Source organism: Brevundimonas sp. NIBR11 (assembly GCF_027912535.1).
Taxonomy (GTDB): domain Bacteria; phylum Pseudomonadota; class Alphaproteobacteria; order Caulobacterales; family Caulobacteraceae; genus Brevundimonas.
Genome location: NZ_CP115465.1, coordinates 2,662,763 through 2,688,211, shown reverse-complemented (window position 1 = coordinate 2,688,211; position 25,449 = coordinate 2,662,763). Strand labels below are relative to the sequence as shown.

Sequence of the window (25,449 nt, the reverse complement as noted above, 5' to 3'; positions counted from 1 at the left end):
CATGTCGCTTCGCCTGACCCGCCGTTCCGCCCTGTTCGCCTCGGCCGGAGCGGCCGCCGTTCCCTCGATCTCGTGGAGCCAGGCGGCCAACGACGACGCGGCCCTGGCCGAGGCGATCGACGCCTATGTGAAGACGGCCATGGCGGCCTGGCCGGACCAGCCGGCCCTGGGCGTCGCCGTGGTCAGGGACGGCCAGACGGTCCTGGCGCGCGGTTATGGCGTCAGGGAGATGGGCCGGCCGGACCGGGCGGACGAACACACCCTGTTCGCCATCGCCTCCAACACCAAGAACGTCACCGCCGCCGGCCTCGCGATGCTGGTCGACGAGGGCATGGTGAAGTGGGACGAGCCGGTGAAGACCTATCTGCCCGACTTCACCCTGTCGGACCCGTACATCGGCGACCACATCACGGTGCGCGATACGCTGAGCCACCGCGCCGGCTTCGGCCTCGGCGCCGGGGACCTGCTGTTCTGGCCGAACTCGAACCGGTCCCGCGCCGAGGTCCTGGCCCAGGTCCCGTTCGTGCCGATCGAGGACGGCTTCCGCGCCAACTACCACTACTGCAACCTGATGTTCGTGGTGGCCGGCGCCGTGCTCGAAGCCGTATCGGGCATGACGTGGGAAGCCTTCGTCCAGACCCGCATCTTCGACCGCCTCGGCATGGCCGACAGCGTGCCGATGGCGAGCCTCGCGGACCCGGCCAAGTCCGCCCTGCCCCACGCGCGGGTCGGGCCGCCCCTGCGCTACCAAGGACCGATGACGAAGATTTCCGACAGCATCGTCGGCGTCTGGAACTGGGATTCGGCGGCGGCGGCCGGCGGCATCTGCGCCTCGCCGACCGACTGGGCCAAATGGATGATCCTCAGGCTCGGCAACGGCGCCATGCCTGACGGGACCCGCCTGTTCACCGAGGCGCGTGCGACCGAGATGTGGCGTCCCAACATCATCATCTCCGGCACGCCGGGACCGACGGCTGAACTGCCCGGACGCGCCATCGCCTCGACCTACGCCATGGGCCATCAGGTCCAGGACTATCGCGGCGAGCGGATCGTCAGCCACGGCGGCGGCTCGCCCGGCGGCAACTCCTTCACCGTCATGATCCCGGGCCGCAAGGCCGGGGTGTCGGTCTTCTCCAACGCCGAGGAAAACTTCCTGCTGCGGACCCTGCGCAGCGGCCTGGTGGACATCCTCATGGGCAAGCAAGGCTTCGACTGGATCGCCGATTCCAGGAAACTGGAAGCCGACGGGATCGAGGCCTCGCTGAAGGCCGCCGCCGAGATCGACGCCAAACAGGCCGTCGGCGCCCCGCCGTCCGTGCCGCTCTCGGCCTTCGTCGGCACCTGGCGCGACCCCTGGTACGGCGACATCGCCATCGAGGCGCGCGACGCGACCCTGTGGCTGAGCTTCACCCACAACCCCGCCCTGCAGGGACCGCTGGAGCCCTACGACGGCGACACCCTGCGCACCCGCTTCCCCGACAACCGTGAGGAGGACGCGTTCTTCACCTTCGAGATGGAGGGCGGACGGCCGGTCCGCGCGCGGGTCAAGGGCGTCAGCCCCGACATCGACTTCAGCTACGACTACCAGGACCTGAAGCTGACCAAGGTCTAGGCCTTCGGGATCGTGATGGTCACCCGCCGGTTCATCGCCCGGCCTTCGGGATAGTCGTTGCCGTCCGCGCCTTCGTTCGGGGCCACGGGATCGGCCTCGCCCCGGCCCTCCGCGACGAGGCGGTCGGCGGGGATGCCGTCGGTCGTGCGGAGCCAGGCGACGACGGACGCGGCCCGCCTCTGAGACAGGGCGAGGTTGTAGGCGTCCTCGCCGTGGCTGTCGGTGTAGCCGACGACCTGCACCGGGCCAGACCCGCCTTGGCGGATCAGGTCGGCGGCGCGTCGCAGTTGGGCCGGCGCCTGGGTCGACAGGTCCGACTTGTCGAAGGCGAACAGGACGTCGGCGGCGATCTCGACGATGGTCTGGGTCGCCGTCTCCTCGACGCGGAAGGCGGTGATGTCTCCGGACAGGCCGCTGACCTCGCCCGTCAGTCCCGCGCCCGAGGCGGACAGGCCGCCGACCGTGCCCGTCTGGGGCGCGACCTGGGCTGATGGGGTCGCGGGAGGCGGGGTCTTCGGATCATCGGCCGGCGGCGAACAGGCGGCGAGCGCGCTCGTCGCCAGAAGCGCCGGGACGATTCTCATCGCGTCACCGGCACGCCGTCGAACGGTCCGACGTTCGGGATGTTGATCGAGACGGTCGGCGAGGTCGGCGGCGGGGCCGGGAATTTGAACCAGACGACCGTCGGAGCGTCGTTGCGCACGACGATCATCAGATTGTCGTTGCCAGCGGCCTGAAGCGGCGCGGCCTGCCAGCGTCCGGCCGCGTCCTTCAGCACGCCGTAGCGCTGGGAGGTGGCGTCGTCGATCACGGCGATCTCCTCGACCGAGAAGCGCTGGGTCGCGGAATTCTCGGTTGCCTTGGAATAGGACAATTGCACGGTCAGGACGTCGCCCGTGACCTGAACGCGGGTCAAGGCGACCGAGATGCCGTCGCTGCCGGCCTGGGTTTGGAGCGCGGCGGGCGCAGGGACGGGCGGCGGTGTCGGATCCGTTCGCGTGACCGTGCTCTCGGCCGGGGCGGTCGCGTCCGCAGGCTCCGACGCGGGCTGGCCGCAGGCGGCGAGGGTCAGCGTCGAGGCGGCGGCGAGAAGGGCGAGGCGAGGGGCGAAGCGGGAGGGCATCGGCGGTCTCCTGAAGCGAAGCGGTCGAGCCCTAAGCGTCGCCGCCCCGAACAGGGTTCCTCCAATCCGCGTCTATCCCCTCGGATCCAGCAGCACCCCCGACACGGTAGCGGCCAGGATTCGCGCAGCGAAGGGCAGGCGCGCCAGCTTGCCCAGCACATGGTCGCGGACCCAGGGCAGGGCCTGTCCGTCCGCCTGATAGAAGGGCGTGAATCCCATCGACAGGGCCTGATACAGCCGCACATGCCAGCGGCGGATGCGGGCGTACGCGGTCAGGGCTTCGTCGAGCTCGGCATGGGTCGCCAGGGTCTCGGCGAGGACGAAGGCGTCCAACAGACCCATGTTCACCCCCTGACCCAGCTGGGGGCTGGTCGAATGAGCGGCGTCGCCGACGACGGCCAAATGGTCGGCGATCGGCAGGGGCAGGGTGTGGTGGCCGTAGCGGGCAAGCGTCAGGGCCTCGGCATCGGGCAGGGTCTCCAGCAGGCCCGCCACCTCGGGCCACAGGCCGCGCACCTCGGCCTTCCACCGCTCCATCCCGGCGCGCAGCCAGTCGTCGTGATCGCGGGGCTTCAGGCTCCAGAAGAAGGTCGCCAGTCGGTCGGGGCTGCCCGGCCGGGCGCCGACGGGCAGGACGCCGACCATGCGCGAGGCCCCGCGATAGACCTGTTCCAGCGCCCCTTCGTCGAACGGCTGGCCCGGCCACGGGACGGTGGTCCACAGGGCGCCCCATTCGAGTTCGTGACGCCGCCCCCGTTGTTTCGCCAGCAGATCGCGCGCGATGGGCGAACGGGCGCCCGAGGCGTCGACGATCAGGTCGAAGGCGGGGCCGTCGACGCCCTGCGCGTCGGTCAGGCGACCGTCGGAGGCCGAGTCGATTTCGCGCGAGGTCTCGAAGGCGACGCCCTCGGCCAGACAGGCCTCGTACAGCACCTGAAAGATGGCGGCGCGGTGCACGCCCAAGGCGTTGACCCCGTCGGGGCGCGGCGACTTCAGGTCTGAATACCGGACGTCGAGCACGACGCGCCGGCGGCGGGCCTCGCGGCCGAAGATATGTTCAAGCGGCTGGCCCAGCGCCTTGACCCGTTCGCTCAGGCCCAGGTGGTCGAGCACGCTGAGCCCGGTGGGCTGCAGCATGAAGCCCGCGCCGATGGGCCGCGGCTCATCGAAGCGTTCGTGAACGACCACGCGGCGTCCCTGACGGACCAGCATCAGGGCCAGCGCGAGGCCGGTGGGGCCCGCGCCGACGATGCCGACGGATCGAGGCACGGCTAGTTGGGGACCAGTTCGATCAGGTCGAGGTTGGACTCGTTCTGCGGCCAGGGGATCACCAGCCGCCAGCGCGCGGCGCCGATCCGCTCCAGCACGGCGACGATGTCCCGGTCGGGACGCTGGCCATAGGAGTTGGCGGGCGGCTCGGCGGCCAGGGCGACGGAGCCCAGCATGACCATCTGGCGAGAGTCTTCCGGGAACAGCAGGCCGGACGGGCGTTGTGAGCCGGTGGTCTTGGAGAATTTCAGGCCGCGCGGCGTCTGTTCGATCCGGCACAGGAACCAGTCGTAGACGACGTAGCCCAGGCCCGTCTCTCCGCCCTGCGACCCCAGCTTGACGGTGCGGCAGCGATACTCGCCCACCGGCGGCGTGACGGTGCTCCGGGCGGCGTCCTGGTCGATCAGATCGCCCAATGAGCGCAGATCGCCGGAGCCGGGCTGGCGTCGCGCTTGCTCGAGCGCCAGTCGCCAGGCGGCGTCGCGACGGATATAGCGGTCTCGGTCCGTGGCCGTGACGATGCTGCGCCAGTCCCGCAGCACGGGCGCGCCCGGTCCCGATGGCGGCGGAGGCGGGGGCGGAGGCGTGCTCGCACAGGCCGCGACAAGCAGAAGGGTCGAAAGGGCGAGAAGGCGCATGGCCGCAAAGGGGCCTACGCCTCGCCCGTCGTCAAGCTAGACGATCATCACCGTACCGATCAGCAGATGGCTGGTCCGCTGGCCCATGATGATGTTCACCGCCGCCTGCAGCTGGCCGTGCAGCCGCTCCACGTTGGGCACGCCGCCGGGCAGAAGGGTGTTGGCCTCGCGCTGGACCAGAATGTTGAACACCGCCCGCATGCGCGGCTGCGACTGTTCGGCGCGGAGCTTCGCCGCGGCGTCCGGCGTGTCGACCCCGGTCTCGACCGTCATCACCCCGCGACGACCGTCCGAGCGGATCGTGGTGGCCGTGATCGTGGGATAGCGGACATAGCCGCCGGTCGATCCGCCGCCTCCGCCGCCCGAGGCCAGGGCGGGGGTTGCGGCGAGCGCCAGCGGGGCGGCGAGAAAGGCGCGACGTTTCATGCGCCCTGTGTGCCACAGGGTCGCTTAAGGCCGGGTTACGCCGCCGCCTCGACCCGAGTGGGCTCCATCGGTTTCAGGTCCAGCAGGGCGAACAGCTTCGCGTCCTCGTCCTGTTCCGGATTGGGCGTGGTCAGGAGCTTGCCCCCGACGAAGATGGAGTTGGCTCCGGCGAGGAAGCACAGCGCCTGCATCTCCGGGCTCATGGTCTCGCGCCCGGCCGACAGGCGGACCATGGCCTTCGGACAGACGATCCGGGCGACGGCGACGGTGCGGACGAACTCGATCGGATCGATCTCGCCGCTCTTGAGGACCCGTTCGCCCAGGGGCGTGCCGGTGACGGGCACCAGCGCATTCACCGGCAGACTGTCGGGATGGACCGGCAGGGTGGCGAGCGCATGCAGCAGGCCCGCCCGGTCCCGCCGGCTCTCGCCCATGCCGACGATCCCGCCGCAGCAGGTCGACATCCCGGCGTCGCGGACATGCTCCAGCGTATCGAGACGATCCTGATAGGTCCGGGTCGTGACCACCTCGGCGTAGTATTCCGGCCCGGTGTCGAGGTTATGGTTGTAGTAGTCGAGTCCGGCCGCCTTCAGCTGTTTCGCCTGATCGGCGGTCAGCATGCCCAGCGTCGCGCAGGTCTCCAGCCCCAGCGCCTTCACCCCCGAAATCATGGCGGCGAGTTTGGGCGTGTCACGGTCTTTCAGCTCGCGCCACGCGGCGCCCATGCAGAAGCGGCTCGCCCCGCCCGCCTTGGCCGCCATGGCCTCGGCGAGGACGGCGGTCGTGTCCATCAGCTTCTCGGCCTTGAGCCCTGTGTCGAAACTGGCGGACTGCGAGCAGTAGCCGCAGTTCTCGGCGCAGCCGCCGGTCTTGATCGACAGGAGCTGGGACTTCTGCACCTCGGACGGATCGAACCAGCGGCGGTGAACGGTCGCGGCCTCGAACACCAGTTCCATGAACGGACGAGCGAACAGGGCCTCCACCTCGGGCAAGGTCCAGTCGTGACGGGGCAGGGACAGATCGGTCATGGTGGCGTGGTGGCCCAGTCCGCTGGCGGACGCAAGGACCGCCTCAGCTTTCATCGTTCCGATAAATCCGCCCGTCACGCATTACGAACTCCACCGCCTTGAGCACCGTCACGTCCGTCAGCGGATCGCCCTCGACCGCGATCAGATCGGCGCGCTTGCCGGGCTCGAGCGAGCCGACTTCGGCCGACAGGCCCAGCAGGTCGGCGGCGTTGACGGTGGCGGCCTGGATGGCGGCCATGGGGGTCATGCCGTACTGGACCATCAGCTCGAACTCGTCGGCGTTGCGGCCGTGCAGGGAGACGCCCGCGTCGGTGCCGAAGGCGATCTTCACCCCCGCCGGGACCGCGGCCTGCAGCGACCGGCCGGTGATCTCGATCCGCCACAGGATCTTGGGCAGGACCTCGGGCGGATAGGCGTGGGGATCCGCCGCTAGACGCGTGCGATAGCCATTCACCGTCGACAGCGTCGGAACGTAATAGGCGCCCGACTCGCGGAACAGGCGGATGGTGTCGTCGTCGAAGATGGTGCCGTGCTCGATCGAGTCCGCGCCTAGACGCAGCGCCAGGTCGATGCCGTCGGCGCCGTGGGCGTGAACGGCGACCTTCTTGCCGTACAGGTGCGCCGTCTCGATCAGGGCGCGGGCCTCGTCCTCGAACATCTGGGCGCCCAGACCCGCGCCGATACGGCTGTTCACCCCTCCGGTCGTGGCGATCTTGATGACGTCGGCGCCGCGTCCGACCTGGATGCGCACGGCCTCGCGGCAGCTCTCGAGCCCGTTACAGACGTTCTCCTGATCGCCCATCAGTTCGCGAATGTCGTCGGCGAGGCTCAGGCGCGCGTCCATATGGCCCGAGGTCGTCGAGATGGACCGTCCCGCGTCGATGATGCGAGGCCCGGCGATCTCGTGACGGGCGGTGGCGTCGCGCAGCGCCAGGGTCACCCCGCCCTCGTCGCCCAGATTTCGCACGGTGGTGAAGCCTGCCATCAGGGTGTCGCGGGCATTGCCGGCCGCCTCATAGGCGCGGGCCGGCAGGCTGTCGGTGAAATCGGCCAGCAGCCCCGCCTGCCCGGCGCGGTCGGAGGTCAGATGCACATGGCTGTCGATCAGGCCGGGCAGGACGAAACGGTCGCGCAGATCGACGATGGACGCGCCGGGGAAGGCGTCAGGTCCGACGAACCCGTCTCGCACCGCTTCGACCTTGCCGTCGCGGATGACGACGGTGGAGGCGCCGCGTGGGGCTTGTCCCGGGCGATCCAGCAGATGGCCCGCCTGGACCAGAGTGACGGCGCCGGCGGCGGGCGCCGTGGTCCCGTCCTGGGCGCTGGCGACGGTCCCGGTCAGCAGGGCGAAGACGGCCCCCGCGATCACAGCCTTCATAAGCTCACTCCCCGATTTTGGAGGGAGTTTAGGCACGGGCGTGGGCGTAGGGGAATGGGCTCGCGGCAGCCCGAAGGTCACAGGCCTCGATCAAGCCACCAACGCTCCGACTGGAACTGCATTGGGGCGCGATCGACGTCCGTCAGACCGTCGTTCAGCCCGATCCTGTCGAGCTCGTCGAAAAACGGAGTCCTCAGTGATGAAGGCAACTTGCGCCCGGTGAATGGGCAGAAGGAAAGCAACTGAACCGCCGCGCTGCCCCGTCGCACCTTGAGATGAAATTCGCGGACCTTCGGTGAATAGCCGATTCCGCATTCCCCTCTGTCTATGAAGGAGAACAGCTCGGGATAGGCGTTCCTTAGTGAGGACTCGATCACCGCTCTAGCTCCGGTAATCCCCGTTGATCTCGATGTAGCCCTTGGTCAGATCGCAGGTCCAGACCGTCGCGGAGGCCCGGCCCGAGCCGACGTCGACGGTGATCTCGATCTCGGACTTCTTCATATAGGCGCTCATCTTCGCCTCGTCGTAGTGGGGCGAGATGGCGCCCTCGACGGCGGCGACGTGGGGGCCGAACTTGATGGCCAGGTGGTCGCGGTCGACCGGCTCCTCGGTCTTGCCGACGGCCATGACGATCCGGCCCCAGTTGGCGTCCTCGCCGGCGATGGCGGTCTTGACCAGGGGGCTGTCGGCGATCGACTTGGCGAGCTTGCGGGCCGAGGCCGGGCTGGAGGCGCCGTCCACGGTGATGCGCACGAATTTCGACGCGCCCTCCCCGTCGCGGACCAGCTGGTGGGCCAGATCCAGCATCACCTTGTCGAGCGCGGCCGAGAACTCCTTCAGGCGACGGTCGCCGACCCTGCCGATGCGCGGCGCGCCGGATGCTCCCGTGGCGAAGAGCAGGCAGGTGTCATTGGTCGAGGTGTCGCCGTCCACCGTGACCGAGTTGAAGGTCGTGCGAACATGCAGGCCCAGAATGGCGCGCAGCACCGTCGGGTGGATGTTGGCGTCGGTGACGATGAAGCCCAGCATGGTCGCCATGTCCGGCGCGATCATGCCCGAGCCCTTGGCGATCCCGGCGATCCGGACTTTGAACCCGTCGATCGTGGTCTCGGCGTAGGAGCCCTTGGGGAAGGTGTCCGTCGTCATGATGCCGCGCCCGGCGGCGGCCCATTGCTCGGTCGGCGGGACCTCGGAATCGAGCTTCGTCTCGACTTCGTGCAGCTTGGCCGCGATCTTCTTGTCGTCGAGCAGGACGCCGATCACCCCGGTGGAGGCCAGCATGACGTCGCGCTGGCGGCAGCCGAACCGTTTGGCGACTTCGGAGGCCGTCCGTCGCGCGGCGTCGGCGCCCGCCTTGCCGGTGAAGGCGTTGGCGCAACCGGCGTTGACCACCAGGGCCCGAACGTCGAGCCCGCCGCCCGGCGCGTCCAGATGACGCCGGCACCAATCCACCGGCGCCGACCCGACCTTGTGGCGCGTGAAGACCCCGGCGCAGGTCGTGCCGCGCGCGAATCGGAAGACCGTCAGGTCGTCGCGCTCGTGCTTGTAGAAGCCCGCGCGGGCGGTGGTGATCTCGACCCCGCCGATGGGCGGAATGGTCGGGAAGGGCACGGCCAGGGGCGAGACCTCGAGACCCGGCTTGCCGGGTGCGGCGGGCGTCGGAGCCGGGGGCTGAGGCTGGGTCGCACGCTTGATGGCGCTGGTCAGCGGGTCGAAGGCCTTTTCGATCGCGTGTTCGATCGCCTTGCCGGCCGAGCCGGATTTCTTGTCGTTGCTCACTGGGCGGCGGCTTTCGCAGGCGTGGAGGCGGGGGCCGGTGTCGCGACCGCGGGCGCGGCCGGGGCCGGAGCCGTGGTGGTCGGCGCCGTCGGGGTCGGACTGGGGGCGGGACGGGCGGAGGCCGGCTCCTGCGGCGCATTGCCCTCGGGAGCCAGAAGCACGTCGACCTTGGCCTTGCCGCGCAGCTCCTCCAGCAGCTGACGCACGCCTTCGTAGGTCAGGTAGCGGACGATCTGGGGCCGGGCCTGATCCAGGGTCGGCGGGCTCTCGCGGCGGCGATCCTCGACCCGCAGCACGGCCCAGCCGCCCTCGGTCTGGAACGGACCCACGGTAGAACCGGCCGGAGCGTCCCGCAGCGCATTGGCATAGGCCTGAGGCATGACGTCCGCCGTCGAATAGCCGAGGTCGCCGCCCGAGAAGCGGGTCGCCTCGTCGATCGACCGTTCCTGGGCCACGGCCTCGAAGCTGGCGCCTTGCGCCAGAATGCCGATCACAGCGTCCGCCTCGGGCTTCGTCCGCGACAGGATCAGACGGACGCGGATCTCCTCCGACGTCCGCGCGAGGCGAAGCTGCTCCTGATACAGGGTCTGGACGGCCTGATCCGAGATCGCCCCGTTGACGACGTTCTCCACCAGCATGTCGCCCAGAATCCGCTCGCGGGTCGCCTCAAGCCGCCGCTGGGCCAGGGCAGAGTTGTCCAGACCCCGCCGCTCGGCTTCGCGGGCCAGCAGCTTCTGGTCGATGACCTCGTCGAGCACCCGCCGGAACAGGTCAGAGGTGACGTCCAGAGGCTCGCCCTCACCCACCAGCCCCTGCGCCACGGCTTCACGTTTGACGTCGGAGGCCCAGATGGTCTGGTCCTGCACCTTGGCCACGGCCCGGTCGCCCGGCTCCGGGGCGGTGTCCGAGCCGCCGCCGCGTCCGCACGCCGCCAATGTCAGCACAAGGGCGACGCCGAGGGGGAGCAGGGGGTTGCGCGCCAAAAGGTTGCGTGAATGTCGCATCGGACGCTCCGTCCCGCTTGAAGGGGTCCAAACGCCGGGCTGCAAAGCCCCTCGCGTTGACAGGGGTATGGTCGGTGCTTAAGTCCCGCCTGCGCCCAAGTCGAGGGGTTTTCGCTTCGTTGCGCGGCGTGTTTCGCCGCCTCGTCCGGCAGCCTCTCTCGCGGCGTTCACCGCCGCCCCTCGAGGGCAGACCCCAGAGCTCTAGACCGCTCGATCGCTACCGGATCGCCCATGCTCGGCTTCGCCAAGAAACTCTTCGGCTCCTCCAATGACCGCAAGGTCAAGGACTTCATGGGCCGGGTTCAAAAGATCAACGCCCTGGAGCCCCAGTACGCCGCCCTGTCCGACGACGAACTGCGGATGACGACCCAGACCTTCAAGGATCGTCTTGAGGCGGGCGAAACGCTCGACAAGATCATGAACGAGGCCTTCGCCGTCGCGCGCGAAGCCTCCAAGCGTGTCCTTGGCCAGCGCCAGTATGACGTCCAGCTGACCGGCGGCATGATCCTGCACGATGGCGGCATCGCCGAGATGCGGACGGGTGAAGGCAAGACCCTGGTCGCCGTGGCGCCGGTTTACCTCAACGCCCTGTCGGGAAAGGGCGTCCACGTCATCACCGTGAACGACTACCTGGCCCGCCGCGACGCCGAGTGGATGGGGCGCGTCTATCGCTTCCTGGGTCTTGAAGTCGGCGTGATCGTCAACGGCCTGTCCTCGGGCCAGCGTCAGGCCTCCTACGCCGCCGACATCACCTACGGCACCAACAACGAGTTCGGCTTCGACTATCTGCGCGACAATCTGGTCTACGACCGGCGCGAGATGGTTCAGCGCCCGCACCATTTCGCCATCGTCGACGAGGTCGACTCCATCCTGATCGACGAGGCGCGCACGCCCCTGATCATCTCGGGCCCGACCGAGGACCGGTCCGAGCTCTACAAGATCGTCGACGGCATCATCAAGGAGCTGATCAAGGACACCTCGACCTTCGACCTCGACGAGAAGCAGCGCCAGGCGCTGCTGACCGAGGAAGGCTCCGAGAAGGTCGAGCAGTTGCTGGAAGCCGGCGGCTACTTCGCCGAGGACACCACGGGTCTGTACGACGCCGCCAATATCTCCCTGGTCCACCACGTGAACCAGGCGCTGCGCGCCAACACCCTCTACACCAAGGACAAGGACTACATCATCAAGGCCGACGAGGTCGTGCTGATCGACGAATTCACCGGCCGCATGATGACCGGCCGTCGCCTGTCCGAGGGTCTCCACCAGGCCATCGAGGCCAAGGAGAACGTCAAGATCCAGCCTGAGAACCAGACCCTGGCCTCGGTGACGATCCAGAATTATTTCCGCCTCTACGAGAAGCTGTCCGGCATGACCGGCACGGCCGCGACCGAGGCCCAGGAATTCCTCGACATCTACAAGATGGACGTCCTGGAAGTGCCGACCAACCGCCCGGTCCAGCGCATCGATTATGACGACGAGGTCTACCGGACCTACGCCGAGAAGAACCTGGCCATCGCCAAGCAGATCGCCGACTGCCGCGAGCGCGGACAGCCGATCCTGGTCGGCACCGTCTCCATCGAGAAGTCCGAGCAGCTGTCGGACCTGCTGAACAACTACGAGCACAAGGTCGAGGTCTCGCGGACCCTCAAGAAGGAGTTCGAGGGCAAGGACAAGGAAGCCCAGAAGCTCGGCGACGCCGCCTACGACATCAAGTACGAGACCAAGTTCAAGGGCATCCCGCACAACGTCCTGAACGCCCGCCAGCACGAGCAGGAGGCCTTCATCGTGGCCGACGCCGGCCTGCCCGGCGCGGTGACCATCGCCACCAACATGGCCGGCCGCGGCACCGACATCCAGCTGGGCGGCAACCTCGAGATGCGGATGGACAAGTGGCGCCTGGAGCAGCGCAACATGGCCGTCGCTGTCACGCCCGAGGACGAAGCCGCCAAGGAAGCCGAGTTCAAGGCTGACATCGCCGAAAAGAAGGCCATCGCTCTGGCCGCCGGCGGTCTCTTCGTCCTGGGCACCGAGCGTCACGAAAGCCGCCGCATCGACAACCAGTTGCGCGGCCGGACGGGCCGCCAAGGCGACCCCGGCACGTCGAAATTCTATCTGTCCTGCGAGGACGATCTGCTGCGCATCTTCGCCGGCGATCGTCTGGACGCCATCATGCGTAGCTTCGGCGTGGCGGAGGGCGAGGCCATCTCGCACCCGTGGCTGAACCGCGCCGTCGAGACCGCCCAGAAGCGCGTCGAGACCCGCAACTACGACATCCGCAAGAACCTGCTGAAGTACGACGACGTCGTGAACGACCAGCGCAAGGCGGTCTTCGAACAGCGCCAGGAGTTCATGGATTCCGACGACCTGTCCGAACTGGTCGGCGAGTTCCGGCGCGACGTGGTCACCGACCTGGTCGACCGCTTCATGCCGCCCAAGGCCTATGCCGAACAGTGGGACATCGACGGCCTGGACGAGAAGGTGAAATCCACCCTCGGTCTCGACCTGCCGCTGCATGACTGGGCCGCCGAGGAGGGCGTGTCGAACGAGGAGGTCGAGGAGCGGATCCAGGCCGCCGCCGACGCCCGCGCCGCCGACCGTCTGGAGCAGCTTGGCGAGACCCAGACCCGGGGACTGGAAAAGCAGTTCCTGATGCAGATGATCGACATGCAGTGGCGCGAGCACTTGGTGCACCTCGACCATCTGCGCGGCGTCATCGGTCTGCGCGGCTACGGCCAGCGCGATCCGCTGAACGAGTACAAGACCGAGGCCTTCTCCCTGTTCGAAACCCTGCTGCACGAGCTGCGCCACAATGTGACGCGCTGGCTGATGACGGTGGAGTTCCGCTTCGAGGCGCCGCCGCCGATGGACATGCCCGAGTTCCAGGAAATCCACCTGAACCCCGGCACCGGCGTCAACGAGATGGCCGATCCGATGTCGCAGAACCCCGAGGGCCAGGTGACCGGCGACGACCGTTCGCGCCTGCCCGTCGACCTGCTGCCGGCAGGATGGGAGCGCACGCCCCGCAACGCCGACTGCCCCTGCAACTCGGGCCGCAAGTTCAAGCACTGCCACGGGGCGCTGGTTTAAGAGCGCTACCGCTCGCGACGCGGTCGCTCACTGCTTGCGCTCTTTCGTGGCGCGCGAACGCTCGGCGCGCGGCGCCTCTCTGCATGAGCGCGTCTGTGACCGCTTGAGCGGGGCGGGGTGATGGGGGAAGAGAGGCGATGAGTTTCAAACCCCTTTTCTCCCGCGCGCTCGAACTCGATCCCGAGCGGCTGCATTTCGCGGCGCACAGCCATCATCTGTGGCCAGACGCCTCGTTCGACGGCCAGGTGCGGGCCTGGGTCGAGGCGAACCATTTCGCCGACCGGAAATGGGATCTGGTCTTCGGCGAGGTCATCCCCGAGGCGCAGAAGCATGTCGCCAGGGAACTGGGCCTGCCGGACCCGGACACGGTCGTCTTCGCGCCCAACACCCACGACTTCCTGATCCGCCTCGTCTCGGGCTGGGAGACCAAGCCCGTCCGCATCCTGACCACGGACGGCGAGTTCCACTCCTTCCGCCGTCAGGCCGACCGCTGGGAAGAAAGCGGCGAGATCGTCGTCACCCGTGTGCCGCTGGAGCCGTTCGAGACCTTCGACGCCCGTTTCACGGCGGCCGGGAAGGCGGGCGGCCATGACCTCGTTCTGGTCAGCCAGGTCTTCTTCAAGACAGGCCAGGCGATCGACTGCATCGACGATCTGGCGGCGCTGGCCAAGCCGGAGGGGCCGTGGGTGGTCGTCGACGGCTATCACGGCTTTATGGCCACCCCGACCGACCTGTCGGGCGTGGCGGACCGGATCTTCTATATGGCGGGCGGCTACAAATACGCGATGACGGGCGAGGGCGCCTGCTTCCTCCACGCCCCGCCGGGCTTCTGCGAGCGTCCGGTCGTCACCGGCTGGTTCGCCGAGTTCGGCAATCTGACGGGCCCGCCGGACGGGGTTCAGTATCGCGAGGACGGCGGCCGGTTCTGGGGCGCGACGTTCGATTCATCCGGCCTCTACCGCTTCAACGCCGTGCGCCGGATGCTGGATGAAGAGGGGCTGACGACGGCCGACGTCTCGGCTCATGCGGATCGACTGAGGACCCGGTTCGAACAGGCCTTGGCGGCCGGGGATTGCGGCGCCTTGAACGCCGCCGAGGTGCTGAACCCGATCGGCGACGCCGAGGGTCCGCATGCCCGCTTCCTCGCTCTGCGACACGCCGACGCCCAGCACTGGAAGGCGCGGCTCCTGGACGCGCAGATTGTCACCGACGTGCGCGACGACACCCTGCGCTTCGGCTTCGGCCTCTATCAGTCCGATGAGGACGTCGAACGGCTGATCGCCGTCTGCAAGCGGCTGTTCTGACCGAGCGGCCTGACGGTTTCAGAAGAAGGTCGTGTCTTCCTGCTGCGTGGGCTGGGGCGGCGCAGTCGGTCGGCTCGGCGTGCGCGGCGTGGTCGGACGCGGCTGGGTCGCGCCGGACGGCGCCGGCATCGTTCCGGGCTGCGCCGGCGGCACGGCCTGTCCGGCGGGCGGGATCGGGCCCAGGTTCGGATAGGGCAGGCTTTCGGGCGTGCCGTCGCCGGGGATCGGGGCCGTGGGCGGAATGGCCGGACCGGCCTCTCCGACACTGGACGGGGCCACTGTATCCGGGGCCGAGAAGTCGTCGCGGATGAAGGCCCAGGACCGGCTGTCGGCGCAGGCGCAGACCTTCATGAACCCGTCCCGGTCGCGCCATATCACCAGCGGATAGCCGATCGGCGCGCCCGCATCGCGCAGCAGGTCGTTCAGCCGTGTCGTGAATTGACGGCTCGCTTCGACTACGGCCGACCGGGCCAGGTTGCCGTCGGCGGCGGGAATGCCGGCCGCCGTCCAGTTCCTCGACGGCGTCGCGGTCCAGCGCTGATAGAGGCTCCAGTCGCGGCTCAGCCACAGCTCGGCGACTGTGGCCCGCTCGGCCGGGGTCGACTGGACCTGACCTTCGCGGTCGGCGCGGGCGAAGACGATGGACCGGAGTTCCACACCCCCGGCGCGCAGCTTCTCGGCCTCCTCGCGCTCATAGCGCTGGGTCGAGGCGCTGTCGCGATAACCGATGACGTAGAGCGGCTCGCCGCCGCCGCCGCCTGACACCCACGACGCCTCGTCCAGCAGACGCTGGATCTCGGCCTGATTCCGCGAGATCGTGACCGGCTGGAACCGGGCGTAGAAATTCCAGTAGGCCCAGTAGCCGGTCCCGGCCAGGGCCAGGCCGATGACGACCGCCAGGGCGGACCAGATCAGAAAGCGACGCATGCGGGGAGGCGCTCCAGCTTCAGCATATCGGCCAGTGTAACGCTTAACACCGAAATGCGTCGCCTCGAACACCGGTTGGGCGAACCCGACCGGCCGGGCCTCACCCCATGGTCGGGATGACGAAGGAGCTGTCGGCGTGCTCCAAATCGCTGTCCGGCCAGCGTGCAGTGACCGTCTTGACCTTGGTCCAGAACTTCACGCCCTCCATGCCGTGCTGATTGGTGTCGCCGAAGGCCGAGCGCTTCCAGCCGCCGAAGGTGTGATAGGCGACCGGCACCGGGATCGGCACATTGATGCCGACCATGCCGACGTTGACGCGGGCGGCGAAGTCGCGGGCCGCGCGGCCGTTCTGGGTGAAGATGGCGACGCCGTTGCCGTACTGGTGCTTCGACGGCAGAGACAGGGCCTCTTCGAACGAGGCGGCGCGGACGATCTGCAGCACGGGGCCGAAGATCTCTTCCTTGTAGCTCTCCATGTCCGGCGTGACGTGGTCGAACAGCGACGGGCCGACGAAATAGCCCTTCTCGTGGCCCTGCAGGGTGAAGCCGCGACCGTCGACGACCAGTTCGGCGCCGTCCTTGACGCCCTGATCGATCCAGCCCTCGACGCGGGCCTTGTGCTGGGCCGTGACGACGGGGCCGTAGTGGGCGCCCGCGTCGGTGGAGACGCCGACGCGCAGGGTGTCGATCTCGGCCACCATCCGTTCGCGCAGTTCGTCGGCGGTCTTCTTTCCGACCGGCACCACGACGGGCAGGGCCATGCAGCGCTCCCCTGCCGAGCCGTAGGCCGCGCCCGCCAGATCCTTGATGACCTGATCCATGTCGGCGTCGGGCAGGACGATGCCGTGGTTCTTGGCCCCGCCCATGGCCTGGACCCGCTTATGGTTGGCCGCGCCCGTCTGGTAGACATAGTGGGCGATGTCGGACGAGCCGACGAAGCTGACCGCATGGATCAGCGGATGGGTCAGGATGGCGTCGACCGCCGCCTTGTCGCCGTGGACGACGTTCAGCACGCCGGCGGGCGCCCCCGCCTCCATCATCAGCTCGGCCAGACGCACCGGAACCGACGGGTCCCGCTCCGACGGCTTGAGGATGAAGGTGTTGCCGACGGCGACGGCCACGCCGAACATCCACATCGGGATCATGGCGGGGAAGTTGAACGGGGTTATCCCTGCGACCACGCCCAGCGGCTGGCGCATCGAATAGACGTCGATGCCGGGGCCGGCGCCCCAGGTATACTCGCCCTTCAGCGCGTGCGGGATGCCGCAGGCGAACTCGATGACCTCCAGACCGCGCTGGATGTCGCCTTTCGAGTCGGCGATGACCTTGCCGTGTTCCGACGACAGCAACTCGGCCAGCTCGTTCATGTTCGCCTCGACCAGGCGTTTGAACTCGAACATCACGCGGGCGCGGCGCTGCGGGTTGGTCGAGGACCAGCCCTCGAAGGCGTTCTGGGCCGACTGGACCGCGCGATCCATCTCCTCGACCGAGGCCAGTTGGACGCGCGCCTGGACCTCGCCGGTGTTCGGGTTGAACACGTCGGCGAACCGGCCCGAGGTCCCCGTGAAGGACGCGCCGTCGATGAAGTGGTTGATGTCGCGCATGGCGGCGTTTCCTCGGAAATCAGACTGTTCTTGTGCGCGGCGGTTTAGCCGCGCGCAGCGGCCCGCGCCAGTGTCAGCGCGTCGCCCCCGGAACCCACTTCACGTCCGAGGCTCCGTTGGCGTTTGCCCGGCGGGCGGCGACGAACAGATGGTCGGACAGGCGGTTCAGATAGCGGATCGCCTCGACCGTCACCGGCGTCCCCGTCTCCATCAGCCGGATCGCGTCCCTCTCGGCCCGGCGCGCCACCGTCCGCGCCAGATGCAGGTGCGCCGACAGCGGCGAACCACCGGGCAGGATGAAGCTGTCCAGCGCCTTCAGGCTCTCGTTCATCCAGTCGATTTCGGCCTCCAGCCGGTCGATCTGCGACTGGACGATGCGCAACGCCTCCCATTTCGGCGGCGGATCGAGCGGTGTCGCCAGGTCGGCACCCAGGTCGAACAGTTCGTTCTGGATCCGGCTCAGCATGGCGTCGATGCGATCGTTCTGGCCCGCGTGCAAGCGGGCGACGCCGATGACGGCGTTCAGCTCGTCGACGGTCCCGTAGGCCTCCACGCGCGGATCGGTCTTGGAAACGCGCGCCCCCGACGCCAGCCCCGTGTCGCCGCCGTCGCCGGTGCGGGTGTAGATCTTGTTGAGGACGACCACGGGCTCAGGCTCCGTGCGTGGATTTCCACCACAGGCCGGCCATCAGCAACACGATCGCCGTCGCCTGCAGCACGACCCGGAGCCGCATCAGCTTGTTGGAGTTGGAACGGGCATAGTCGCCGCCGCGATACAGCGAATAGATGCCGAAGCCGAGGGTGACGGCGACCGCGCCGATGGCGATCAGGACGAGGATGTCGAAGACGTTCATGGCGTCAATCTAGGCGTCGTCGCAGCCCCGCGCCAGCCAACCCTCAACCACCTGGTAACCGTGCCGCTGCGCGCGATCCTAACCTTTGCCGTGCGATGACACCGGCGGCAGGAGTTCGAATGACCGACCGCGCGATCCGCAATCTGGACAATCTGAGGACCTCCGCGTCGACCGCGCGGGTGCTCAACCTGCTGCGGGTGGCCCACGAGCACGGGCGTACGGACGGCTGGCGAGACGCGCCGCTGTTCGAGAATCCGACCCTGAATAGCTCGTTGATCATCAAGCACCGGCTGCGGCGCAACGAGGTCGACGAGTTCCGCGTGCGCCGCTACGTGGCGACCAAGATCGTTCTGCCGATCGACGGCGCGGACCTGCGTGTCGGCGGCCGCTATGTCTTCATCGATCAGGTCGGCTTCGACCAGATGCTGGAACAGTCGCTGGGCATCGGGCCGCATCACCCGGACCGGCGCACCCTGTCGCTGATCGACGAGCTGCCGAGCCTGGACCCCTTCCTGTTGCGCGAACAGCTGCGCCGCAACGGCCACCAGCCCGATGGCTGCTATTTCAACGTCTCCGAGGCCGACCTGATGCGGATGGGGGAGTTCGTGGCCGACGAGATCACACCCCTGGTCGATCTGTCCATTGGACCGGACATCGACCTCGCGGCGGAAAATCCGGTCGCGCGTCTGACGGCCAAGATCATGTCCAACACGGCCGGTGACGACATGAGCGCGCTGGGGCAGACCCTGATGCTGCGCCCCGACGAGTACGAGGAAGGAATCTTCTGCTGGAAGGGCTTCCTCTATTACAAATGGGCGCTTCAGGCGATCACGGGCGACATCGGCTGGGTCGTGGACAGCGTCCGCCGGGTCAAGCCCTGGGGGCGGGTCGACGCCGACCAGCACGTCGCCATCGACCGGGCCAAGGAACAGGTGCGTCGTCGCATCGTCCTGACCTGCGAGGCCACGGCCGACATGCTGCGGGTCTATGACGACGCCTTCCGTGGGCTGACGCGCGAGGGACGGCCGACCGCCTTCCGCGACTTCCTGCGCGACGCCCCGATCCTGTTCGCCCGTCTGGGCGAGCGGCTGGGCGCCATCCAGCACATCGTCAGCTTCTGGCGTTACCGCATGGGCGGCGACAAGTCCGCGCCGGGCGCGGAGGAATTGCTCGACCTGCTCGCCGACTTCGAGACCAGTTTGTCGGGCCGCGAACGCCCGGACGTCCTGGCGCTGGCGGCCTGACGCAAACGAAAAGCGGCGCACCGGAGACCGGCGCGCCGCTCACTCATTTCAAACACCCGGCGCTCAAGCAGCGAGGCTCCGCGACCCGAGCGTGAGCGCCTCCTAGTACCGGTAATGATCCGGCTTGAACGGGCCGGCGGTCGGGACGCCGATGTAATCGGCCTGTTCCTTGTTGAGCACGGTCAGCTTGGCGCCCAGCTTGGCCAGGTGAAGCATGGCGACCTTCTCATCGAGGTGCTTGGGCAGGGTGTAGACCTGGTTCTCGTAGGCCTTGATGTTGGTCCACAGTTCGATCTGGGCCAGCGTCTGGTTGGTGAAGGACGCCGACATCACGAACGAGGGGTGGCCCGTGGCGTTGCCCAGGTTCACCAGACGGCCTTCCGACAGCAGGATGATCTTCTTGCCGTCCGGGAACTCGACGTGGTGGACCTGCGGCTTGATCTCGTCCCACTTGAAGTTCTTCAGGCCGGCGACCTGAATCTCGGAATCGAAGTGGCCGATGTTGCAGACGATGGCGTTGTTCTTCATCGCGCGCATGTGCTCGACGGTCAGGACGTCCAAGTTGCCCGTGGCGGTGACGAAGATGTCGGCCTCGCCGGCGACGTCCTCGACGGTGACGACCTCATAGCCTTCCATCGCGGCCTGCAAAGCGCAGATCGGATCGACTTCGGTGACCTTCACGCGGGCGCCGCCCTGGCGCAGCGAGGCGGCCGAGCCCTTCCCCACGTCGCCGTAGCCGCAGACCACGGCGACCTTGCCCGACAGCATGACGTCGGTGCCGCGACGGATCGCGTCGACCAGCGATTCACGGCAGCCGTACAGGTTGTCGAACTTGGACTTGGTGACGCTGTCGTTGACGTTGATGGCGGGGAACGGCAGGTCGCCCTTCTTGGCCATTTCGTACAGGCGGTGGACGCCCGTGGTGGTTTCTTCCGACACGCCGCCGATGGCGTCGCGGATGGCCGAGTAGAAGCCGGGCTTCTCGGCGATGTAGCGCTTCATGACCTTGAAGAGGGCTTCCTCTTCTTCATTCTGCGGGTTCGAGATCAGCGACAGGTCTTTTTCAGCCTTCGGGCCAAGCACGCACAACAGGGTCGCGTCGCCGCCGTCGTCGAGGATCAGGTTGGGGTAACCGCCGTCCGACCATTCGAAGATCTTGTGGGCGTAGTCCCAGTATTCTTCCAGCGTCTCGCCCTTGGTGGCGAAGACGGGCGTGCCGTTGGCGGCGATGGCGGCCGCGGCGTGGTCCTGGGTCGAGAAGATGTTGCACGAGGCCCAACGGACGTCGGCGCCCAGAGCTTCCAGCGTCTGGATCAGCACGGCCGTCTGGATCGTCATGTGCAGCGAGCCGGCGATGCGGGCGCCCTTGAGGATCTGTTGCGGGCCGAACTCGTCGCGCAGCGCCATCAGGCCCGGCATTTCCGTTTCGGCGATGGCGATTTCCTTGTTGCCGAAGGGGGCGAGCGAGATGTCGCGGACGATATAGTCGGTCATGGAGGCTCCTTGGGCGCGCTCGGGGTCGAGGGATTGCGCGCGCCTATAGCCTGCGAACGGACGCAGGGCAACAATCATATAAGGATGTCCTTATATGATCGGATCGGGGAAGGCGGCAGCCATTTGCTTGTAGGCGACGACCGCCATCCCGAAACCGATCATCGCTACGAGAAAACTGACGGCCGCGCCGAGGGCCGCCAGCGCCAGGGCCGCCCAGAGATCATCGGCCGTTCCGGCTCCGGGAAGGGTTTTTCCCATCCCGCCGACGGCGAACGAGAGGCCAACCAGCGACCAGCGCATGCCTCGGGTCGCCTTGAAGGCCCAATAGGGGCTGACGAAACCGGCGCTGTTCGCCTGTAGCAGCGGCCACCCCGCGAGCATGGGCAGGAGGACGACCGCAGAGAGCAGCAGGACCAAGCCCAGCAGCCCGAACGCCGACCCCATCTTGAGCGCCATTACCAGCAGGGCGATCGCAGCCAGCATGGGCAGAAGCAGGGCGAGAGAGGTCGCGACGAACTTGAAAAAGCCGCCGGCCGACGCCCGTCGCCCCAGCATGAGCATCGGCACGAGATAGGACAGGCCGACCCAAACCAGAGCCAGGCCGCCGTACAGACCGAAGTCCGTCGTCTGCAGGCCGGGCCTGTGGGACCAGAGAACCAGCTCGCACCCGATGGACGCCGCCGACCCTGCGGCCATGCAAAGCAGCCCATTGCGGGGAATCCGTCGGGCCTCGGTCGCGACCGCCTGGATGAAGGTCGGAAATGTCATCGGCGCGGTCATGGTTCGAAGATGAACCGTCTTTCCGGGGCGAGTCCACACCGTGGTCCTCGGCGCGCGTGGATGGCGGGACGAACCGCATCCCGATATCGGCCGATGGGATGAGTTGGCGATGTCGGCGGTATTTACCGAAGCAATTGGCGCGGTTGGCGGTTCACGGCCGTCGAAGATAGCCGTCCAGTCGGCCCTCGAAATCTGCCGTCTTTGCGGATTTAAGCCGCCGCTTGCTCGGCCTTCCTGAGCGCGCTCGCCCGGACCTTCTCGCTCTCGGACTTCAACTGGCCGCACGCCGCCAGGATGTCCCGGCCGCGCGGGGTGCGGATGGGCGAGGCATAGCCGGCCTTGTTCAGGATGGCGGCGAACCGCTCGATCGTCTTCCAGTCCGAGCACTGATAGTCCGTGCCGGGCCAGGGGTTGAATGGGATCAGGTTGACCTTGGCCGGGATGCCCTCGATCAGCTTCAGAAGCGCGCGGGCCTCGTCGGGGCTGTCGTTGACGCCCTTCAGCATCACATATTCGAACGTCACCCGGCGCGCGTTGGAGATGCCTGGATAGGCGCGGATGCCGTCCATCAGGGCTTCGAGATTGTACTTCTTGTTCAGCGGCACCAGCACGTCGCGCAGCGGGTCGTTGGTGGCATGCAGGCTGATCGCCAGCATGGCTTGAGTACGTTCGCCAAGCGCCTGGAGCTGGGGCACGACGCCACTGGTCGAGACGGTGATCCGGCGGCGCGACAGGGCGATGCCTTCGTTGTCCGAGATGATGTCGATGGCGTCGGACACGGCATCAAGATTGTAGAGCGGCTCGCCCATGCCCATGAAGACGATGTTCGACAGGCGGCGGTCTTCCTTGGGCGACGGCCATTCCTCCAGGTCGTCGCGGGCGACCTGGACCTGGGCCACGATCTCGGCGGCGGTCAGGTTGCGGACCAGCTTTTGCGTACCCGTGTGGCAGAAGGTGCAGTTGAGCGTGCAGCCCACCTGAGACGACACGCACAGCGCCCCGGCCCGCCCCACGTCGGGGATGTAGACGGCCTCGATCTCGATTCCCGGCGCGGTGCGGATCAGCCATTTGCGGGTGCCGTCCTTCGACACCTGGCGCTCGACGATCTCGGGGCGGGCGAGGGTGAAGGCGGCGGCCATCGCCTCCTGCGTCGCCCGGCCAATATTGCTCATCGCTGCGAAGTCGGTCACGCCGTAGTGGTGCATCCAGCTCCACACCTGGGAGGCGCGCATCTTCGCCTTCTCGGGCGGGCAGATGTCTGCGTCGATCAGCGCCTGACGCAGGCCCGCGCGCGTCAGACCGGAGAGGTTGACGGGTGCCTTGGGGGCCGGGGCAGAGGTGCGCGACAGGTCGAGCGTAACGCTCACGGGCGGTGATCCTGAGTGAAGGGGAGCGCGCCTTATAGCACGGATCGGGATGGATTTAAGGCCGACGCCAATCGGTCAGAGAATGTACCGGCTGAGGTCCGCGTTCTTCGCCAGGTCGCCGACCTTTTCGCGCACCGCATCGCCGTCGAAGGTCAAGGTCTGGCCCGAGAGGTCCGAGGCCTTGAATGACGTCTCCTCCAGCACCCGTTCGATCACGGTCACCAGACGCCGCGCCCCGATGTTCTCCACCTGACCATTCGCCGCCACCGCCGCGTCCGCCAGGGCCTCGACCGCGTCCGGGGTGAAGGTCAGGGCCACATCCTCCGTCGCCAGCAATGCCTGGTTCTGACGGATCAGATTGGCCTCGGGCTCGGTCAGGATGCGCACGAAGTCGTCGCGGGTCAGGGCCTTCAGCTCGACCCGGATCGGCAGGCGACCCTGAAGCTCGGGCAGCAGATCGGAGGGCTTCGACACATGAAAGGCGCCCGAGGCGATGAACAGGACATGGTCCGACTTCACCGGCCCGTATTTGGTCGAGACCGTCGTGCCCTCGATCAGGGGCAGGAGGTCGCGCTGCACCCCTTCGCGCGACACGTCGGCGCCGCCGCGATCCTGACGCCCGGCGACCTTGTCGATCTCGTCGATGAAGACGATGCCCTCGTTCTCCGCCAGCGTCAGTGCCTCGCGGGTCAGGCTGTCCTGATCCAGCAGCTTGTCGCTCTCCTCAGCCAGCAGCGGGGTCAGCGCGTCCTTGACGGTCGTCTTGACCGACTTGGTGCGCCCTCCGCCCAGCTTGCCCAGCATGTCCGACAGGTTCAGCAGCCCGACGTTGCCGCCCGCCCCGCCCATGTCGAGCCCCTGGATCGGCGAGGCGGTGTCGGCCAACTGGATCTCGATCTCCTTGTCGTCCATCTCGCCGGCGCGAAGCTTTTTGCGAAACGCTTCGCGGGTCGCCGGCTGAGAGCCCGGCCCGACGAGTGCGTCGAGGATGCGTTCCTCCGCCGCCGCCTCGGCCTTGGCGCGGACGCCGGCGCGACGGGTATCGCGGACCATGACCAGCGCCGCCTCGACCAGATCGCGCATGATCTGATCGACGTCGCGGCCGACGTAGCCGACCTCGGTGAATTTGGTCGCCTCGACCTTCAGGAAGGGCGAACCGGACAGCTTGGCCAGACGCCGGGCGATCTCGGTCTTGCCAACGCCGGTCGGGCCGATCATCAGGATGTTCTTGGGCGTGACCTCGTCGCGCAGGTCGTCGGGCACGCGCTTCCTACGCCAGCGGTTCCTCAGGGCCACGGCGACGGCGCGCTTGGCGTCGTGCTGGCCCACGATGAAGCGGTCGAGTTCGGAAACGATTTCACGGGGAGACAGGTCGGTCATGCGGACGAGATAGGGCGTCCGTGCGGGTTTTGGGAGTGCGCCACGGAAGTCTGGTTCATCACCGCGATCACGGCGCTTCACGGCGAACACGACGGGTCAGAAAAGTTGACGGCGACAGCCGTCCGCGGACTCTACCGATCGCAGTCCATGCCTGCGGGGGCCAGGAGTGATCTCGTCGTGTCCTCTGTGGCCGTGCTGTGCTCGTCGTGATGAACCTTCGAGGGTTCCCAGCATCAACCGCCCGTGGGCGTCGGGTCGTCGATGATCTGGGCGAAGACCAGCACCCAGCCCATCGACCGCTTCTGCCACAGGTGGACATAGTGGCCGGCGCGCTGGGCGTCGTCGCCGGTCCACAGGGCGCGGCCGTAGGTCCAGACCATGTCGCCGGCCGCCGACGATCCGCCGCCGAACGGCGCGCTCAGTTCCAGCCGGTGCGGCCAGGCGTCCAGCGCGGCGGCGAAGGCGTCGCGCCCGATAGCGGGCGGGAGGGGGGCGACATAGACTCGGCCGTCGGGCGCCAGCAGCGCCAGATGCGCCTGCTTCTGATCTCTCAGGGCGCCGGCGGCCAGCACCGCCTCCACCGTCCGCACCTCGGACATGGCGGCGTCGGAGCTGCGCGAGTCGAGGATGGAGGTCGGCAACAGGGCCGGCTCGGTCTCGGGCCCGGGCACGTTCGCCGCCGTCGCCCCGACCCCGCCGTCATAGACCCATTTCCAGCCGCCGTCCGGCTGCCGCTCCCAGATCGTGAAATAGTGGCCCGTGCGCCGGCCTCCCACTTCGACCCCGCCGGTGGTGAAGCCCAGGTCGCCCGACTTGGCGATCCCGGCCCAGTTCGGCCACCAGACCAGCGACGGCGCGGCCGGATCGAAGCCGGCGTGCGGGTCGAGAATGTCGTGCGCCAGCCTCGGGGCCCCGCCCGCGATCATCACCGCGTCCTCGGTCGACCACTTCAGGAACGATCGATCGACGCCCATGGTCAGACCGTCCGCCGCGAAGGCGCGCTCCGCCGCCACCACCTGCGAGGCGTCGGCGGGCTGAGCCGACGCCGGACGGGCGAAGGTCAGAAACAGGGCGGCGAGGATCAGCAGGCGAGGCATGGGAACTCCAGACCCCAGTCATGCCGGGATCGACGGCGAAGTCCCGTTAAATCTG

23 protein-coding genes are annotated in these 25,449 nt (G+C 67.9%); 4 read left to right on the top strand and 19 right to left on the bottom strand.

Annotated elements, in window-relative coordinates; all coding sequences use genetic code 11:
• Nucleotide 1 precedes the first annotated feature (1 nt).
• On the top strand, nucleotides 2-1,612 hold the full coding sequence (locus tag O5O43_RS13545) for a serine hydrolase (RefSeq protein ID WP_271084421.1): 1,611 nt from the start codon (nucleotides 2-4) through the stop codon (nucleotides 1,610-1,612).
• On the opposite strand, the gene O5O43_RS13540 is transcribed toward O5O43_RS13545, so the two are convergent.
• The 10 genes from O5O43_RS13540 to O5O43_RS13495 form a co-directional block, all read right to left on the bottom strand.
• Complete coding sequence (locus O5O43_RS13540; protein WP_271084420.1) at nucleotides 1,609-2,196, bottom strand: OmpA family protein; 588 nt, start codon at nucleotides 2,194-2,196, stop codon at nucleotides 1,609-1,611. The genes O5O43_RS13545 and O5O43_RS13540 overlap by 4 nt on opposite strands.
• Nucleotides 2,193-2,735, bottom strand: a complete 543-nt coding sequence (locus O5O43_RS13535; protein WP_271084419.1) for a hypothetical protein — start codon at nucleotides 2,733-2,735, stop codon at nucleotides 2,193-2,195. The genes O5O43_RS13540 and O5O43_RS13535 overlap by 4 nt, the downstream gene beginning before the upstream one ends.
• A 72-nt stretch (nucleotides 2,736-2,807) precedes the next feature.
• A complete protein-coding gene (locus tag O5O43_RS13530) occupies nucleotides 2,808-4,004 on the bottom strand; it encodes an NAD(P)/FAD-dependent oxidoreductase (protein ID WP_271084418.1) in 1,197 nt (398 codons plus the stop codon).
• Nucleotides 4,005-4,006: 2 nt separating this feature from the next.
• Nucleotides 4,007-4,642, bottom strand: a complete 636-nt coding sequence (locus tag O5O43_RS13525) for a DUF4893 domain-containing protein (protein ID WP_271084417.1) — start codon at nucleotides 4,640-4,642, stop codon at nucleotides 4,007-4,009.
• A gap of 36 nt (nucleotides 4,643-4,678) precedes the next feature.
• Nucleotides 4,679-5,068 carry a Tat pathway signal protein gene (locus O5O43_RS13520; RefSeq protein ID WP_271084416.1) on the bottom strand — a complete coding sequence of 130 codons (390 nt, stop codon included), beginning with the start codon at nucleotides 5,066-5,068 and terminating at the stop codon, nucleotides 4,679-4,681.
• A 35-nt stretch (nucleotides 5,069-5,103) separates the two neighbouring features.
• Entirely contained in the window at nucleotides 5,104-6,096 is a 993-nt protein-coding gene (bioB, locus tag O5O43_RS13515; protein WP_271086439.1) for a biotin synthase BioB, read from the bottom strand.
• Between the two features lie 43 nt (nucleotides 6,097-6,139).
• Nucleotides 6,140-7,474 carry an amidohydrolase family protein gene (locus O5O43_RS13510; RefSeq protein WP_271084415.1) on the bottom strand — a complete coding sequence of 445 codons (1,335 nt, stop codon included), beginning with the start codon at nucleotides 7,472-7,474 and terminating at the stop codon, nucleotides 6,140-6,142.
• A 77-nt stretch (nucleotides 7,475-7,551) separates the two neighbouring features.
• Nucleotides 7,552-7,851, bottom strand: coding sequence for a hypothetical protein (locus O5O43_RS13505; protein ID WP_271084414.1), 300 nt, complete (start codon nucleotides 7,849-7,851; stop codon nucleotides 7,552-7,554).
• A gap of 4 nt (nucleotides 7,852-7,855) precedes the next feature.
• Entirely contained in the window at nucleotides 7,856-9,253 is a 1,398-nt protein-coding gene (argJ, locus tag O5O43_RS13500; RefSeq protein WP_271084413.1) for a bifunctional glutamate N-acetyltransferase/amino-acid acetyltransferase ArgJ, read from the bottom strand.
• Nucleotides 9,250-10,257, bottom strand: coding sequence for a peptidylprolyl isomerase (locus O5O43_RS13495; RefSeq protein ID WP_271084412.1), 1,008 nt, complete (start codon nucleotides 10,255-10,257; stop codon nucleotides 9,250-9,252). Before O5O43_RS13495 ends, argJ begins: the two co-directional genes overlap by 4 nt.
• A 231-nt stretch (nucleotides 10,258-10,488) precedes the next feature.
• On the opposite strand from O5O43_RS13495, the gene secA reads away from it, so the two are divergent.
• Complete coding sequence (gene secA, locus O5O43_RS13490; protein ID WP_271084411.1) at nucleotides 10,489-13,344, top strand: preprotein translocase subunit SecA; 2,856 nt, start codon at nucleotides 10,489-10,491, stop codon at nucleotides 13,342-13,344.
• Between the two features lie 137 nt (nucleotides 13,345-13,481).
• Nucleotides 13,482-14,648, top strand: coding sequence for an aminotransferase class V-fold PLP-dependent enzyme (locus O5O43_RS13485; RefSeq protein ID WP_271084410.1), 1,167 nt, complete (start codon nucleotides 13,482-13,484; stop codon nucleotides 14,646-14,648).
• 18 nt (nucleotides 14,649-14,666) lie between these two features.
• Here O5O43_RS13485 and O5O43_RS13480 read toward each other — a convergent pair whose 3' ends face one another.
• The 4 genes from O5O43_RS13480 to O5O43_RS13465 form a co-directional block, all read right to left on the bottom strand.
• Complete coding sequence (locus O5O43_RS13480; RefSeq protein WP_271084409.1) at nucleotides 14,667-15,575, bottom strand: hypothetical protein; 909 nt, start codon at nucleotides 15,573-15,575, stop codon at nucleotides 14,667-14,669.
• Nucleotides 15,576-15,675: 100 nt separating this feature from the next.
• Entirely contained in the window at nucleotides 15,676-17,178 is a 1,503-nt protein-coding gene (locus O5O43_RS13475; RefSeq protein WP_271084408.1) for a CoA-acylating methylmalonate-semialdehyde dehydrogenase, read from the bottom strand.
• 73 nt (nucleotides 17,179-17,251) lie between these two features.
• The gene (locus O5O43_RS13470; protein WP_271084407.1) at nucleotides 17,252-17,824 is read right to left on the bottom strand and encodes a cob(I)yrinic acid a,c-diamide adenosyltransferase; all 573 of its coding nucleotides are present in this window, start codon (nucleotides 17,822-17,824) and stop codon (nucleotides 17,252-17,254) included.
• Nucleotides 17,825-17,828: 4 nt separating this feature from the next.
• Complete coding sequence (locus tag O5O43_RS13465) at nucleotides 17,829-18,032, bottom strand: twin transmembrane helix small protein (protein WP_271084406.1); 204 nt, start codon at nucleotides 18,030-18,032, stop codon at nucleotides 17,829-17,831.
• Nucleotides 18,033-18,151: 119 nt separating this feature from the next.
• Between O5O43_RS13465 and O5O43_RS13460 the strand changes: the two genes are divergently transcribed.
• Nucleotides 18,152-19,276: a hypothetical protein gene (locus O5O43_RS13460; protein ID WP_271084405.1), complete on the top strand. Its 1,125-nt coding sequence runs from the start codon at nucleotides 18,152-18,154 to the stop codon at nucleotides 19,274-19,276.
• Between the two features lie 102 nt (nucleotides 19,277-19,378).
• Here the strand turns inward: O5O43_RS13460 and ahcY are convergent, their stop codons facing one another.
• From ahcY to O5O43_RS13435, 5 genes are all read right to left on the bottom strand, one after another.
• Complete coding sequence (gene ahcY / locus O5O43_RS13455) at nucleotides 19,379-20,770, bottom strand: adenosylhomocysteinase (protein ID WP_271084404.1); 1,392 nt, start codon at nucleotides 20,768-20,770, stop codon at nucleotides 19,379-19,381.
• 90 nt (nucleotides 20,771-20,860) lie between these two features.
• Nucleotides 20,861-21,550, bottom strand: coding sequence for a hypothetical protein (locus tag O5O43_RS13450; RefSeq protein WP_271084403.1), 690 nt, complete (start codon nucleotides 21,548-21,550; stop codon nucleotides 20,861-20,863).
• A gap of 209 nt (nucleotides 21,551-21,759) precedes the next feature.
• Nucleotides 21,760-22,917 carry a 23S rRNA (adenine(2503)-C(2))-methyltransferase RlmN gene (rlmN, locus tag O5O43_RS13445; protein ID WP_271084402.1) on the bottom strand — a complete coding sequence of 386 codons (1,158 nt, stop codon included), beginning with the start codon at nucleotides 22,915-22,917 and terminating at the stop codon, nucleotides 21,760-21,762.
• A gap of 75 nt (nucleotides 22,918-22,992) precedes the next feature.
• Nucleotides 22,993-24,297, bottom strand: coding sequence for an ATP-dependent protease ATPase subunit HslU (gene hslU, locus O5O43_RS13440; RefSeq protein WP_271084401.1), 1,305 nt, complete (start codon nucleotides 24,295-24,297; stop codon nucleotides 22,993-22,995).
• Nucleotides 24,298-24,530: 233 nt separating this feature from the next.
• A complete protein-coding gene (locus O5O43_RS13435) occupies nucleotides 24,531-25,394 on the bottom strand; it encodes a DUF4440 domain-containing protein (protein WP_271084400.1) in 864 nt (287 codons plus the stop codon).
• Nucleotides 25,395-25,449 lie beyond the last annotated feature (55 nt).

What these genes read in the sequence shown, in the direction of transcription:
- O5O43_RS13540 (WP_271084420.1), bottom strand. Translation starts at nt 2,196, where the DNA reads ATGAGAATCGTCCCGGCGCTTCTGGCGACGAGCGCGCTCGCCGCCTGT.
- O5O43_RS13480 (WP_271084409.1), bottom strand. Translation starts at nt 15,575, where the DNA reads ATGCGTCGCTTTCTGATCTGGTCCGCCCTGGCGGTCGTCATCGGCCTG.
- O5O43_RS13475 (WP_271084408.1), bottom strand. Translation starts at nt 17,178, where the DNA reads ATGCGCGACATCAACCACTTCATCGACGGCGCGTCCTTCACGGGGACC.
- O5O43_RS13465 (WP_271084406.1), bottom strand. Translation starts at nt 18,032, where the DNA reads ATGAACGTCTTCGACATCCTCGTCCTGATCGCCATCGGCGCGGTCGCC.
- O5O43_RS13510 (WP_271084415.1), bottom strand. Translation starts at nt 7,474, where the DNA reads ATGAAGGCTGTGATCGCGGGGGCCGTCTTCGCCCTGCTGACCGGGACC.
- O5O43_RS13495 (WP_271084412.1), bottom strand. Translation starts at nt 10,257, where the DNA reads ATGCGACATTCACGCAACCTTTTGGCGCGCAACCCCCTGCTCCCCCTC.
- O5O43_RS13525 (WP_271084417.1), bottom strand. Translation starts at nt 4,642, where the DNA reads ATGCGCCTTCTCGCCCTTTCGACCCTTCTGCTTGTCGCGGCCTGTGCG.
- secA (WP_271084411.1), top strand. Translation starts at nt 10,489, where the DNA reads ATGCTCGGCTTCGCCAAGAAACTCTTCGGCTCCTCCAATGACCGCAAG.
- hslU (WP_271084401.1), bottom strand. Translation starts at nt 24,297, where the DNA reads ATGACCGACCTGTCTCCCCGTGAAATCGTTTCCGAACTCGACCGCTTC.
- O5O43_RS13545 (WP_271084421.1), top strand. Translation starts at nt 2, where the DNA reads ATGTCGCTTCGCCTGACCCGCCGTTCCGCCCTGTTCGCCTCGGCCGGA.
- O5O43_RS13460 (WP_271084405.1), top strand. Translation starts at nt 18,152, where the DNA reads ATGACCGACCGCGCGATCCGCAATCTGGACAATCTGAGGACCTCCGCG.
- O5O43_RS13450 (WP_271084403.1), bottom strand. Translation starts at nt 21,550, where the DNA reads ATGACCGCGCCGATGACATTTCCGACCTTCATCCAGGCGGTCGCGACC.
- bioB (WP_271086439.1), bottom strand. Translation starts at nt 6,096, where the DNA reads ATGACCGATCTGTCCCTGCCCCGTCACGACTGGACCTTGCCCGAGGTG.
- O5O43_RS13485 (WP_271084410.1), top strand. Translation starts at nt 13,482, where the DNA reads ATGAGTTTCAAACCCCTTTTCTCCCGCGCGCTCGAACTCGATCCCGAG.
- O5O43_RS13535 (WP_271084419.1), bottom strand. Translation starts at nt 2,735, where the DNA reads ATGCCCTCCCGCTTCGCCCCTCGCCTCGCCCTTCTCGCCGCCGCCTCG.
- O5O43_RS13435 (WP_271084400.1), bottom strand. Translation starts at nt 25,394, where the DNA reads ATGCCTCGCCTGCTGATCCTCGCCGCCCTGTTTCTGACCTTCGCCCGT.
- O5O43_RS13520 (WP_271084416.1), bottom strand. Translation starts at nt 5,068, where the DNA reads ATGAAACGTCGCGCCTTTCTCGCCGCCCCGCTGGCGCTCGCCGCAACC.
- ahcY (WP_271084404.1), bottom strand. Translation starts at nt 20,770, where the DNA reads ATGACCGACTATATCGTCCGCGACATCTCGCTCGCCCCCTTCGGCAAC.